This window comes from Vibrio sp. YIC-376, from assembly GCF_052353105.1.
GTDB lineage: Bacteria > Pseudomonadota > Gammaproteobacteria > Enterobacterales > Vibrionaceae > Vibrio.
Genome location: NZ_JBBWFK010000020.1, coordinates 12,801 through 26,329, shown reverse-complemented (window position 1 = coordinate 26,329; position 13,529 = coordinate 12,801). Strand labels below are relative to the sequence as shown.

Genomic DNA, 13,529 nt, shown 5'->3' with positions numbered 1-13,529 from the left:
GCGAAACGCGTTGAAATATACGAATACTCGCTACACCACGATATCGTTTCATCCACTCTTTTGTTTGGCTGTAGTCGTCAGTCTCCCAATTTTTTAATCCATAACCTCAGGTTATCTATTCTCTGTTAAAAACGTCGTTTGTTGACTTGTTACGGTTTGGTTAATGTTTGTTTACGAGGTCAAGTCGGAAATTGACCTGATTCATCCATATCAACTAAGGCGGAAATCATGGAATTTAGAGGGATCTACACACCGGTTATTACACCATTTAAAAAAGATGGCAGCATTGATTTTGATGCATATGTTACTCATGTTAAATATTTGGTAGATGCTGGAGTTCAAGGGCTAGTCATCGGAGGTACGACGGGTGAGTACTATGTCGAATCTCATGACGAACGCGTTAAATTACTGCAATTAGCTAAAGAGCAGGCAACAGAAGGTGTTCAGGTTGTGTTCGGTACAGGGTCAGTTAACCCTGAAGAATCAATCAAACTAGCTCAGGCTGCTGCTGAATATGGTGCTGATGCTATTTTAGTGGCGACACCTCCTTATTCTTTACCAACTCAGGAAGAGCTGGTCGAACATGCATTGAACATCGATAAAGCGGCAAACTTACCTGTCATGCTTTACAACTACCCGGATCGTATGGGCGTCAATATGGAGAAGACGTTTTTTGATGCGGTGATGTCTCAGTCTTCTAATTTTGTTTCTATCAAAGAAAGTTCAGGTGATATCAACCGTCTACATATGCTGGTTGCCGATTACCCTGATCTGCAAGTGTCCTGTGGCATGGATGACCAAGCGTTGGAATTCTTTGCCTGGGGTTGTCAGAGCTGGGTTTGTGCGGGTTCGAACTTTTTACCTAAAGAACACTTAGCGCTTTATCAAGCGTGTGTCGTTGAACAGGATTTTGAGAAAGGACGCAAAATCATGGCAGCGATGATGCCGTTAATGAGTGTACTGGAACAGGGCGGAAAATTTATTCAGTGTGTTAAGCAGGGTGTAGAGATTGATGGTCGATTTGCCGGCGAAGTTCGCAAGCCACTGTTAGGTTTGAGCGAGGATGAAAAACGACAAATGGTCGATGTGATAGATACATTGAAGAGTGCTATTGCCGCACTGTAATTCATGATGACATCAAGGGAGAGTGAATATGTCAGCACTACTTAGCTATCAGGACTATCAGTCGATTGCAGAAACACTGAATGTCCCAACACAAAGCTTTATTGACGGACGCTTTTGTGACGCAGCATCAGGTGACACTTACGCAACAGTTAATCCGGCGACTGGTCAAGTTATCGCACAGGTTGCAGCGTGCAATAAAGAAGATGTAAATAGAGCCGTTGCAGCAGCACGTCGTGCTTTTGATGAAGGAACATGGAACGGCCTTCATCCAGCTGAACGCAAAGATATTCTAAAAAAATTTGGTGAGCTGGTATCTGGCGAAGCTAATCAACTTGCCGTTATGGAAAGCATTGATTCAGGGAAGCCTATTCAGGATTGTGTCACTATCGATGTGCCTGAATTTGTCAATACGCTGAACTGGCACGCCGAATCTATCGATAAAATTTATGATCAATCAGCGCCGGTCGGTAGTGATGCGATGGCAATGGTGGTTCGTGAACCGATTGGTGTGGTAGGTGCTGTCTTACCGTGGAACTTTCCTATGCTGATGTTGGCATGGAAAATTGCACCAGCACTGGCTGCTGGCTGTTCAGTAATCGTTAAACCTGCAGAGCAGACATCACTGACCGCTTTGCGTATCGCAGATCTTGCATCTCAAGCTGGTATTCCTGATGGTGTCTTCAGTGTCGTTACTGGTGGCGGTGCAGAAGTAGGTGAACCTTTAGGCCGCCATCCTGATGTGGATATGGTTACCTTCACGGGTTCAACGGTAACGGGCCGTCGTTTCCTTCAATATTCGTCCGAATCTAACCTGAAGAAAGTTGTGTTAGAACTGGGTGGTAAGAACCCTTGCGTAGTTCTTAATGACGCATCGAATCTGGAAAAAGTGGCAGAACACGTGTGTTCAGCAGCATTCTGGAACATGGGTGAAAACTGCTCGGCAGCATCGCGACTTATCGTTCAGTCTGGTGTGAAAGAAGAATTAATGGGACACATTCTTACCACGCTTAAATCATGGAAAATGGGCGACCCACTGAATCCTGATAATCAATTAGGCGCAATGATTGATAAACGTCAGTTCGACAAAGTCATCAGTTATCTGGAGCTGGGTAAGCAGAAGGGATACACCGTGGTTGCTGGTGGCAGCAGTTATGACGGGATATATATTGAGCCAACGATTTTTGATGGTGTAAGTAATCAGGATCAAATCGCTCAGGAAGAAATTTTCGGCCCAGTCTTAGCTGTTATTACCGTCGATAGTGTTGAAGAAGCTTTGAATGTTGCGAACGAAACCAGTTATGGTCTTGCGGCATCAGTATTTACTTCGAACAGCGGCCAAGCGCTACGTGCGGCTCGCGCGATTAAAGCGGGAACAGTAACGGTTAACTGTTTTGGTGAAGGTGATATCACGACCCCGTTTGGTGGTTATAAACAGTCTGGATTTGGCGGACGTGATAACTCTATTCATGCCCATGACCAGTACACAGAACTGAAAACTATCTGGGTTGATTTAACCCACGACCTGTAATCGGGTTAACTATCTAACGTTGCGGTATCAGTGACTGTGAATGAGCAGTCACTGAGTAAACCGCGTATTGTTCAGGCATGCGAGTAGGGAAGGCGGACGTATGCAAACACATATCAAAGTAAAAAAATTGCCAAAAGACACTGGAGAGGCTGCATGGAATGCCATTCTAGGCAAGCAGGTTTCTTATCCGGCAGTTGAAAAAGATTGTACGTATGACTGGGTGATTGTCGGTGGTGGTTTTTCTGGTCTTGCTGCAGCTCGTCGTCTGACTCAGTTAGTTGGAAGCGAAGAACGCATTGCGGTGTTGGAAGCAAATCAACTTGCCCACGGGCCTGCGGGGCGAAATAGCGGCTTCATGATTGATTTACCCCATGATCTAAATTCTGAAACATACTCTGGCGGTATGCAGGCTGATCAACGACAAATCAGACTTAATCGTACCGCGATTCAGTTTGCTAAAGATCTTGCCGCTGAATATGAATTTGATAAGAAAATCTTTGACCCGTGCGGAAAAGTCACGGCAGCTTGTACCGAAAAAGGGATCAAGCATCTTGATTCGTACCGCAACCATCTTGATACGCTTAACGAAAAGAGTGAACTCTTGAGCGCATCGCATATGAAAGATTGGACCGGGAGTGATTTTTATCAGCAAGGACTATTTACCCCTGGCGCTGTAATGATTCAACCTGCCGCTTTTATTCGTAACAGTGCAGCCGCATTACAGGGGAAAGTGGATATTTATGAAAATAGTCCAGTGATTAGCATGTCGTTAGGTGATGTTCATGTTTTGCAAACACCAAAAGGTAAAGTGAAAGCGAAGCGTGTGATTCTTGCCGTCAATGGGCATATTCAATCATTTGGATTTTTCCCTCGTCAGTTGCTGCACGTTTTTACCTATGCATCAATGACACGCAAGCTCACTACTCAGGAGATTAACCGTTTAGGTGGTGTTTCCGATTGGGGGATCCTTCCGGCTGATCCTATGGGAACCACCGTTCGCAGAATCTCTGATTATAAAGGCAGTGGTGATCGCATCATCATTCGTAATCAGGCGACGTTAAACCAATCAATCGTTACTTCGAGTGGGGACATGAGAAGAGCGAAACAGTTACAAGACCGTTCGTTTAAACATAGATTTCCAATGTTAGAAGGGGTTGATATGGAATACCGCTGGGGCGGAAGACTGTGTTTGTCCTGGAACTCGGTTCCGGCATTCGGGGAAGTTGAACAACGTGTCTATGCTGCCGCGTGTCAAAATGGTCTGGGGACGGTGAAAGGTACTTTATCTGGGATGATGGCGGCTGAAATGGCCGTATCACAAAGCTCGGATACTCTCGCCGAATTTTTGCAACACGAACAGCCTAAAAAACTGCCACCAGAGCCATTTTTAACCATGGGTGCCACGGCAACGATGCGTTGGAAAGAATGGCAGGCAGGTATCGAGTTATAACTGTTCGATAAGACCAATAAGCGGCGTTACGTCCTGTCCGAAAGGTCCGTATTTGGGGGGAGCCAAGCGGTACAGCACTTACTGTTAACGTTCTCGAATGCTGGCTACGCCATCATAGCATTGGTGGATTTGATTTTTTGTTGTTGAACTTTTATAACAATTAGCGAAATATCAAGACAGAGAAGAGAAAGCTTGTCCTGTTTGGCGCCTTTCATCAACTAGCGTCAATGTTTCTTTGCTAAATTCATTTATGGCGCTCCAAATTGGTATGTACTCTATGGATGCTTTTGAAAAGGATGATTCAACGCGACGTGTCTGCTTTATTCTTATGCCGGGCTTTGCATTTACGTCGTTCGCACTTGCTTTAGAAGCGTTGAGCGTTGCAAATGAATTTAACGGTATTCAATACGATTACCACTTATATAGTGGTGACACCTCTACTGAAAAACGTCATGTAATCAGTTCGAATCAGGTATCAGTCGAAGTAGAAGGGCATTTTAGCCAGTGTAAAGAGTGCAGTCATGTGGTTGTCTGTGCCTATAAAGGGGCTTCTACCTACGATAATGCCGAGCTATTTGCTAAGTTGCGGGCGTTTCGTAAATCAGGTGCGCAAATTGCGGCACTTTCCGGTGCCAGTTTTATCCTGGCGAAAGCTGGATTACTCAACGATCAGACCTGTACTTTGTTCCGTGACCAGGTCCCATCATTTAAAGAGTTGTATCCGCATATCGGTATTCAGGAAAACATATATACGGTCAATGGTAATATTTATACCTGTGCTGGTGGCATGACAACGCTGGATATGATGCTGTATATCATTGGGAAAGATCATGGTGCTGATCTGGCGAAAGTAGTGTCACAAAAATTTTGCCATGACAGTATTCGCTCATCAGAAGACATGCAGAACAGTCGTCGCTATTTGGAGTTACGGATGTTATCTCCGTGTCTTGGTGCTGCCGTAGAAGTTATGGAACGTAACATTGAGCATCCTTATAGTATTCAGAAAGTAGCTGAAAAAGTGGGAACCACGACACGGACGCTTGAACATGCATTTAAGACTCACCAAAACATGACGCCAGTTAATTATTATTTGAAGTTGCGATTAGACACTGCAAAAAAAATGATTGAAGAAACACGATTACCGTTATCAACGATTTCTCAGGCGACAGGTTTTACTTCTCAAAGTTATTTCACAAAACGATTCCGCGAGTTTTATTCTATGTCCCCGAGTCAGTTACGTCGGCTCGATGGTTAAATGTATGTATTGTTATTGTTTAATTAAAACTACCAAATAATTTCGTATTTGTTATATAAAAGCCGTAGTGCAATGTGCAGAATGAGATAACTACCAGGGTCATTTAAATAAGGACATTAAAAATGAGTCAGTTATCCGATATTCGTTTGTCTAGCAAGCAAACTTCATTTAACGAAATTCCTCTTATTGATATTGCATCATTAATTGATGGCAGTGACCCACAGGTCGTTGCTGACAAAATTGGTCATGTGTGTGAGAACGTTGGCTTTTTCTATGTTAAAAATCATGGCGTAGATTCCGAGTTGGTACAACGTATGTATCAGATGACAAAGCAATTTTTTGATTTGCCACTAGAAGATAAAAGTACTCTTGATGTTGCGAATTCTGGTGAGACTTTACGTGGATATATTCCGTTCTACGGTGAAAACGTAGACCCAGAAAACACTCGCGATGTTAAAGAAGCTTTCGATTTTGGATTACATGAGGAACAGGTATCCCCTTTCTTTGGTCCGAATCAGATGCCGGAAAACTTCCCAGAGTTTAATAAAGTATGTGAAGAATACCATAGTGCTATGTTAGCACTGGCTCAAAAACTGATTGGTGGTATTGCATTGAGTCTTGGCCTTCCTATGGATTATTTCGCGAAGAACCAAACCAAGCCAATTACCATTCAGCGTCTATTGCATTACCCGCCGCAAGAAGGTCAGGTTTATCAGGAAGAGATTGGTATCGGTGCACACACTGATTATGGATTTTTAACCATTCTTTCTCAGGACATGGTTGGTGGTTTACAGGTTCGTAACTGTGCTGGTGAGTGGGTGAGCGCCCCACCAGTAGAGGATGCATTCATTGTTAATATCGGAGATTTGGTCCAGACACTGACTAATGATCGTTATATTTCGACATTTCACCGAGTAATCAATACCAGTGGTGTACAACGTTACTCTCTGCCATTTTTTATCGATATGGATTTTGATGCTGTGGTTGAAGCGGTTCCAACCTGTGTTAGTGAAGATAACCCATCCAAATATACTAACTATACATGTGGACAACACAAGTTTAAACGTTTTGTAGATAGTTATTCACATCTAAAAAATATTGACGCTGCTTAATTAAAAGCAAATTTTATTATTGTTTTATGGCTAGTAAAAAGGCGACCCAAGAGGTCGCCTTTTTATTTTAACTCAATTTTTATATAAAGAAACTTGTCGGTTTGATGTGATCTTATAGCCATTCATTTACTCTAATTTGTATTCTTTACGTTCAACCTGTCTTCGGGGGGAGGTAATGAATCCTACTTAAAATGACGCCACATGTTCAACTGGATATAAAGTTTATATAAATCATGTTGTTAATATTATTTTGAGGTTGTGAGTATAACGGGTTTTTGGATGACAAAAACTCATGTATACCCAGCGAAAAAGTCGTTTGTTTGTTCGGTGAATGTTAATCACAATCAACAAAAATACAACATTTATTTGTTAGTGGGTAATTGTGTTAAGTACATATTTTGATATGTATAAGTACCTTGTACATCCAAAATGAACTTAATTGTTATTAAATAAACGAAATGAAATTCATAGCTATCTATTAAGGAAAATAATTGATAGTTCAGGCACCATACACAGGGAGTAATATATAATGAGCAAATTAAAAACGTTTGAGCTGATAAATCAACGTAAGCCAAGATATGGAGTTGATCGAGAGTTATATATTAGTGAGGATGTCTATCAACAAGATCTTGAATTAATCTGGTATAAAGAATGGATATTTGCTGGACATACTTTTGAGATTAATAAGCCTGGTGAATATTTTACTCTTCAGGTTGGTCAATATCCGGTTATTGTGGTTCGTGATGAAAAAGGTGAAGTCCGTGCATTTCATAATGTGTGCCGTCATCGTGGCTCTCGTCTTTGCCAAAATTCCAAAGGAAAGAACGCGAAGCTTGTGTGTCCTTACCACAAATGGACTTTCGGCTTGGATGGCAAACTGCTTTATGCCGGTAATATGGGCGAACAATTTAATGCCGCAGATAATGGACTGACTCCGGTACACTGCGAATTAGTAAACAGCTATATCTATATTTGTGTTGCTGATGAAGCCCCGGATTTTGAGCAATTCCGTCAGGATATGTCTCCATTTACAGATCCGCATAATCTTGAAGATTGTAAGGTTGCCTATGAGTCTAACTTAATAGAAAAAGGCAACTGGAAGATCGTTTTCGAAAACAATCGCGAGTGTTTCCACTGTGACGGAAACCATCCCGAATTGCTAAATTCGTTTGTTGAAAACTTATCGGTTGCTGGTATTGGTGCTGGTGAAGATCCAGAACTGGAAGAGCATTGGGATAAATGTGAACGTGCGGGACTCCCGAGTCGCTTGGTTATGGACGAAAAAGGTCAGTACCGTATGACTCGTATTCCGCTTTCAGCGAAAGCTTCAAGTTATACCATGTCTGGTAAACCGGCTGTGAATCGTCGTTTAGATAAGACAGACGTCGAAAACATTGGTGCTCTGCTTTATTTCCTATATCCCTCAAACTGGAACCACTTTCTGGGTGACCATGCGCTAAGTTTCCGTGTTTTACCTATGAGCACCGGAGAAACGCTGGTGACAACGAAATGGTTAGTACCAAAAGATGCAGTAGAAGGCGTTGATTACGATATCGACGACTTAACCAAGGTCTGGCTAGCAACCAATGATCAGGACCGTCAACTGGTTGAAGAGACTTATAAGGGGCTTAGTTCACCTGCTTATATTCCGGGCCCTTTCTCAGATATTGCAGAAAATGGCGTTTGTCAGTTCGTTGACTGGTATTGCGAAACAATGAAAGGTCGTTTGAATCAGGATTAATCATAGATTATCTATTGCAATTCATAGAAGAAACACAGAGTAACAACCAGTGAAAGGATGATGGCTCACTGGTTTATATAATAGTAAACCTGACGGTGAAATTACCAACTTAGCAGTTAGGTACAACGACAGTAGGATGATTGTCGATGAGGAGAACAGTGTGAACGCATTTAATACATCTGATTTCATGAATCCAATGGAGATTCAGACATGGAGCAACGGAAGGCACTTAGTTCGATGCGTTAAAGTTATTCCGGAAACGCATGACGTCACAACATTTGCGTTCAGTATGAATCAGCCGGTGTTCTTTTTCTTTAAACCCGGCCAGTTTGTCACTCTGGAACTGGATATTGATGGCGAACGCGTGATGCGCTCATATACCATATCCAGTTCTCCATCGATCCCTTATACACTCTCTATTACGGTCAAGCGAGTACCGGGTGGGCGAGTGTCGAACTGGCTGCACGATAACCTGGTAGTCGGAGAGCAAATTGCTATTCATGGTCCTGTTGGTCAGTTTAACTGTTTAGATTTTCCTTCCGATAAAGTGCTTCTTTTATCTGGTGGGGTCGGTATCACACCAGTCATGTCTATGGCTCGCTGGTGGTTTAATACCGATTCTGATGTTGATATGGTTTTTGCTCATAGTGCACGTACACCAAAAGATATAATTTTTGCTAAAGAGCTGGATTATATGTCGACCCGCATCGAGAACTTTAAACTACATATTGTCTGTGAAGGTACGGATGTTGGTGAAAGTTGGGGAGGATATCGTGGTTATTTAAATCATCATATGCTCAGGCTGATTTCTCCTGATTTTATGGAGCGAGAGATTTTCTGCTGTGGTCCTGAGCCATATATGAAGGCAGTTCGCGGAATATTGTGCGATCTTGGGTTTAACATGAAGCACTACCATGAGGAATCCTTCGGTTCAACACCTGTTGATGATGTGAAAGAAGCAGAAAAACATGCGGATCAGGCTGAAAAAGAAGATGCGTTACCTAAAGCTTTAGTTGAACTGCGTATTCCTGAATCTGACATTATTTGCTCAGTCGAGTTGAATACCACAATTAATGAAGCCGCAGCTGAAGCCGGCGTCACTATACCTAAAGCTTGTGGTTTAGGTATATGCGGAGCTTGCCGCATAAAAGTGACGGATGGTGAATACGAAATGACTCACAACGGCGGTATCACCGACGAAGAAATTGAACAAGGGTATGTTTTATCTTGTTGCACCACGATCAAGGGGAACATTGAAATAGAACTATAGACCTTAGATCACCACACGAGAGCTGAAGTATCTCCAGTGGTGGCTCAACTTATGTTGGCTAATGTTGCACTGATAAATCAAAGGATTGGATATATTTGAATGGCCAAACAGATAGAACCTGACAGAATTTTGATGAAAATGCCGTCACTACGGGCAGTAAAAGCGTTTGTTGTAGCGGCGAAATACCAAAGTTTTACTATGGCTGCCGATTCGTTGTGTGTGACTCAGACGGCTATTAGCCGTCAGATCCGTGAGTTGGAATCCCAGCTGGGTGTCAAATTGTTTCACAGGGTTGGCCGTACTGTTAAGCTGACCGAAGCTGGCAGTATCTTTTATGATGCTGCTTACCTTTCTTTTATTAATATTGCGCAAGCCGCAAACAGAATTGAGCAGCATGAGAAACAGCGTTTAGATATCACGGTATGCTGCTCTCCTGCATTTTCGGCGTTGTGGTTATCATCCCGCCTTTTCGATTTTTATCTCAATCATCCCGAGATAAATGTCAATGTGATTACTACGAATAACTTTTTAAATTTAGAACCGGGCATACACCCAGATGTGTATATCAGTAAAACAAGTGCCATTCGGGACGGATATACAGCGATCCCTTTGTTTTATGATGTTGTCTATCCTGTCTGTTCTCCCGAATTTATTAGTAGACATTGCGATCTTCAGAATGAAGAAGATTTACAAGCCAGATATTTACTTAACCTTAGTCCTTACGGGAGATCTCAGTTGGCGGAGCATGTGGACTGGGGAATCTGGCTTGCCGAATCTGGATTCGAACAGTTGAGTGAGAAGGGCTATCAAGTCACTTCGAATGATTATAACTCACTCATTCAAATGGCTTTAAATGGTCAAGGTATCTGTTTAGGCTGGCATCATCTGGTACACGAAATGGTTGAAAAGGGTGAGCTGGTTAGATTCGGCAATACAGAAGTGACGTTTCGCGAGAAATGCCATTATATTGTTTTCGATGAAACAAAATCTCAGAACGAGAGCTTCAGCAAGTTTAAAAACTGGCTTTTAAATACTCTGAAAAAAGAACAAACATCAGTAATCTAACCTTAAAATACCCATAGGTTGCTAATGTTACCCTTTGGAACTTGACGTGTTTCCTTCGTTTAAATATTCGTCACCACCTAGGTCGCTATGTGCTTTTGGGAGGAGCTGGGGCCGTGGCGTTGAACCCAAGCGTAAAGACAGTGAGGCATAGTTCTTAAGCGGTAGGCAACATTAGCCATGCATCGATAGCGTTGCATGGCTATTTTCTAATTTGCCGAGTTCGTCAATGGCATTAACGGCGAAAATTACGATTACGTGATGAGCGCTCTTTATGAGCAGATGCCGCTTTAGCTTGTGATTTCAAAATTGAGTCAACCGTTAATTCCATCGGCTCTTTCGGCTTCAGACCATGCGGGAATGTACGAGCGCGGGGAGGCAGGTCATACTCTTCACTAGAAGCACGAGGCATACGCTTAAAGCGGTATAGGTAAAAGTTTTCTAGCTTTTCTCTCGCCCAATCGGTTTTCTTTAAATACTTAACGCTACTCGCAACCGATGGTTTGGTATGAAAGCAGTTAAAACGCATAGCGGTATCTAGAATATCCCAACCATAGAAATCCACGAGTTCTTGCAGCATTGTTTCCAACTTAAGACCGTGTAATGGGTTATTTTTTTGTAATTCAATTCTTTCTTCATCAGTCATCATAACGATTTCCTAAGTATCTAACTAGCCTAGGTAGTTGGGTGTGTGGTTTCCGCTCTCAACAGACGGTCGTATTGTGTCATGAAGATAGGAAGGGTGCGGATTCTAGCAGAGTTAGTCTTCTTTCCCTAATCTGAAATAGTTTAGTTGAAAGCAGTATTCTAACTGCGAATTTTATCTGCGACAGACCGCCGATTGTTGTTTAGGTTGTAAAGTACGGTCCATGTTCAGAAACTTAAAAGTTATTAATGAGTGCCTGTTTGCATAGTTGCAGTGAGCAAGATATAACCTAAAGCAAAGTAGAAGCTTTCATTCAAAATGTACTGTAATTAGAGAGGACTATATGGATATAGCGATATTAACATTTGAAGGGTTTAATGAATTAGATTCGTTCATTGCGCTAGGGATTTTAAACCGAATGAAGGATCAGGATTGGAATGTTCAGATCACTTGCCCAACAGATTTCGTGACATCAATGAATGGAGTAAGAGTTGCTGCTCAACAACCATTAGAATTTGCCAATAAGGCTGATGCAGTGCTTTTTGGTAGCGGCATCCTAACAAGAGACGTAGCGAAAGATCAGAGAATTTTGTCACGCTTATCCTTGGATCCAAACACTCAGTTAATAGGAGCCCAGTGTTCTGGAACTTTACTGTTGTCAAAACTAGATTTGCTAAATGATACGCCAGCATGTACTGATTTAACGACTAAACCATGGGTTCAAGAACTAGGAGTCGAAGTTCTTGAACAACCATTTTACGCAAATAGAAATGTAGCAACTTCAGGAGGATGCCTTTCATCTCAATATCTGGCTGCTTGGGTTATCTGGAAATTGGCGGGTCGAAATCAAGCTGAGGCTGCAATCCATTATGTAGCGCCGGTTGGGGAGAAGGACACTACTGTGGAGCGCTGCATGTCTGTTGTTGGTTCTTATTTGTAAACAATCGAGCGACAAAGCTGGGCCAAGTACAACTGGGAACCCTTCTGGTGGTGGTCGTGGCAATGCACCTTAAAAAAGGCCAATAGCCGCTTAATTTTTAAAATGGTGTCAGTTTGTTTTTAAAGTTGGCACTAATCTGCCCATTAATCAGTTAGTGCTAAAGTCCATACACATCCTCTTAATACTGGTTTGCCACACCAAACATTATCCCTCTTTGGTCACACCCTTGATATTTTGCTCTGGCTTAGACGAATCAAAAGTCAATCGCGTCTGTTGAACCCAATGGTTACTTCTCTCATTCATAGCTGTCAGTCATTTTTGTTGACTAATATTTCATTTTTAGTTTAAATTGAAATAAAATTTCCAATAAGTTGTTTCTGAAACTGAATTAAGATTGTCTCATCATCTTTGTGTGTCAATCGTGATGCTTTCTTCGACAATGAGTTTTTCTAGCAGGGTTAAGTTTTAGTGGCAACTGTTGTCTTTTCGGTAAAACAAAGCTTATTCCAGGGAGGGGGTATGATTGCAGCAACGAACGTGACAGATCTGCAAAGGGACATTTACATAAAGTATGATGATTTAAGTCAGCGACTTCAGCAGGTTGCAAAGTATGTTATTGAAAAACCACAAAGTATCGCTTTTGACTCGGTATCAGAGATTGCGCGTAATGCCGATGTTCCGCCGTCAACCTTAACGCGATTTGCTCATGCATTTCACTATCGCGGATTTAATGATATCAAGAAAGTATTTCGGGTTAATTTAGCAGAGCAGACAGATAGTTATACTCCAATTGCCAGTTTATCAACGGGGTTGGATAAAGACCAGAATGCTGAAGCGCCAGTCAATATTCTTGCTCAGTTAGCCAAGGCAAACATCAACTCACTCGAAGACTTAAACGTTCAAGTGGAACACAGTACGTTGCAATCTGCCGTAAAGTTACTGAACGAAGCGAACAGTATTTATGTGGTTGGCTTCGGACAAAGCTTCGGTATGGCCTCATATTTAGTATATGCACTCAGACGTATCGATCGACGAGTCTTTCTTGTTGACGGTTTGGGTGCAATTTACTTACAGCAAATGCAGACCATCCATGGAGGGGATGTCGTAGTTATCATCGGCAGTGAACCATACTCTGATGAATCGGTGATGGTTAGTGAAGTCGTTGCGGAAAAAAAAGTACCAAAGATTACCATAACCGACAGCCAGGTGAGTCCCATAGCGACCAACAGTGATGCCTGCTTTGTCATTAAAGAGTCGCAGTTAGATAAGTATCGAACTTTATCTGCAACCCAATGTTTGATTCAGTCACTAGTGGTTGCTCTTATTTACAATACAACTGAAGAGACACAGGTCGACATTCAGAATATTTAGCTGAGTGTGGCTGGGCTTTTGATTACAAA

11 protein-coding genes are annotated in these 13,529 nt (G+C 42.2%); 10 read left to right on the top strand and 1 reads right to left on the bottom strand.

Annotated elements, in window-relative coordinates; genetic code table 11:
- Positions 1-228: 228 nt before the first annotated feature.
- The 8 genes from WJM94_RS22330 (at position 229) to WJM94_RS22295 (ending at position 10,546) form a co-directional block, all read left to right on the top strand.
- Entirely contained in the window at positions 229-1,125 is an 897-nt protein-coding gene (locus WJM94_RS22330; RefSeq protein ID WP_444496372.1) for a dihydrodipicolinate synthase family protein, read from the top strand.
- Positions 1,126-1,153: 28 nt separating this feature from the next.
- Positions 1,154-2,653 carry an aldehyde dehydrogenase gene (locus WJM94_RS22325; protein ID WP_444496371.1) on the top strand — a complete coding sequence of 500 codons (1,500 nt, stop codon included), beginning with the start codon at positions 1,154-1,156 and terminating at the stop codon, positions 2,651-2,653.
- A gap of 100 nt (positions 2,654-2,753) precedes the next feature.
- Positions 2,754-4,103 carry an NAD(P)/FAD-dependent oxidoreductase gene (locus tag WJM94_RS22320; RefSeq protein WP_444496370.1) on the top strand — a complete coding sequence of 450 codons (1,350 nt, stop codon included), beginning with the start codon at positions 2,754-2,756 and terminating at the stop codon, positions 4,101-4,103.
- A gap of 250 nt (positions 4,104-4,353) precedes the next feature.
- Positions 4,354-5,358, top strand: a complete 1,005-nt coding sequence (locus WJM94_RS22315; protein WP_444496369.1) for a GlxA family transcriptional regulator — start codon at positions 4,354-4,356, stop codon at positions 5,356-5,358.
- Positions 5,359-5,480: 122 nt separating this feature from the next.
- Complete coding sequence (locus WJM94_RS22310; RefSeq protein ID WP_444496368.1) at positions 5,481-6,470, top strand: isopenicillin N synthase family dioxygenase; 990 nt, start codon at positions 5,481-5,483, stop codon at positions 6,468-6,470.
- Positions 6,471-6,999: 529 nt separating this feature from the next.
- Positions 7,000-8,211, top strand: a complete 1,212-nt coding sequence (locus WJM94_RS22305; protein WP_444496367.1) for an aromatic ring-hydroxylating oxygenase subunit alpha — start codon at positions 7,000-7,002, stop codon at positions 8,209-8,211.
- A 160-nt stretch (positions 8,212-8,371) separates the two neighbouring features.
- Complete coding sequence (locus WJM94_RS22300; RefSeq protein ID WP_444496366.1) at positions 8,372-9,481, top strand: FAD-binding oxidoreductase; 1,110 nt, start codon at positions 8,372-8,374, stop codon at positions 9,479-9,481.
- A gap of 99 nt (positions 9,482-9,580) precedes the next feature.
- Complete coding sequence (locus WJM94_RS22295) at positions 9,581-10,546, top strand: LysR family transcriptional regulator (RefSeq protein WP_444496365.1); 966 nt, start codon at positions 9,581-9,583, stop codon at positions 10,544-10,546.
- A gap of 232 nt (positions 10,547-10,778) precedes the next feature.
- Here WJM94_RS22295 and WJM94_RS22290 read toward each other — a convergent pair whose 3' ends face one another.
- On the bottom strand, positions 10,779-11,192 hold the full coding sequence (locus WJM94_RS22290) for a VF530 family DNA-binding protein (protein WP_444496364.1): 414 nt from the start codon (positions 11,190-11,192) through the stop codon (positions 10,779-10,781).
- A gap of 340 nt (positions 11,193-11,532) precedes the next feature.
- Between WJM94_RS22290 and WJM94_RS22285 the strand changes: the two genes are divergently transcribed.
- A complete protein-coding gene (locus tag WJM94_RS22285) occupies positions 11,533-12,129 on the top strand; it encodes a DJ-1/PfpI family protein (protein WP_444496363.1) in 597 nt (198 codons plus the stop codon).
- Positions 12,130-12,648: 519 nt separating this feature from the next.
- Positions 12,649-13,500, top strand: coding sequence for a MurR/RpiR family transcriptional regulator (locus tag WJM94_RS22280; protein WP_444496362.1), 852 nt, complete (start codon positions 12,649-12,651; stop codon positions 13,498-13,500).
- Positions 13,501-13,529: the final 29 nt, after the last annotated feature.

Excerpts from the sequence above, each read along its gene's own strand:
- WJM94_RS22320 (WP_444496370.1), top strand. The coding sequence starts at position 2,754 with ATGCAAACACATATCAAAGTAAAAAAATTGCCAAAAGACACTGGAGAG.
- WJM94_RS22315 (WP_444496369.1), top strand. The coding sequence starts at position 4,354 with ATGGCGCTCCAAATTGGTATGTACTCTATGGATGCTTTTGAAAAGGAT.
- WJM94_RS22330 (WP_444496372.1), top strand. The coding sequence starts at position 229 with ATGGAATTTAGAGGGATCTACACACCGGTTATTACACCATTTAAAAAA.
- WJM94_RS22285 (WP_444496363.1), top strand. The coding sequence starts at position 11,533 with ATGGATATAGCGATATTAACATTTGAAGGGTTTAATGAATTAGATTCG.
- WJM94_RS22295 (WP_444496365.1), top strand. The coding sequence starts at position 9,581 with ATGGCCAAACAGATAGAACCTGACAGAATTTTGATGAAAATGCCGTCA.
- WJM94_RS22325 (WP_444496371.1), top strand. The coding sequence starts at position 1,154 with ATGTCAGCACTACTTAGCTATCAGGACTATCAGTCGATTGCAGAAACA.
- WJM94_RS22305 (WP_444496367.1), top strand. The coding sequence starts at position 7,000 with ATGAGCAAATTAAAAACGTTTGAGCTGATAAATCAACGTAAGCCAAGA.
- WJM94_RS22280 (WP_444496362.1), top strand. The coding sequence starts at position 12,649 with ATGATTGCAGCAACGAACGTGACAGATCTGCAAAGGGACATTTACATA.
- WJM94_RS22290 (WP_444496364.1), bottom strand. The coding sequence starts at position 11,192 with ATGATGACTGATGAAGAAAGAATTGAATTACAAAAAAATAACCCATTA.
- WJM94_RS22310 (WP_444496368.1), top strand. The coding sequence starts at position 5,481 with ATGAGTCAGTTATCCGATATTCGTTTGTCTAGCAAGCAAACTTCATTT.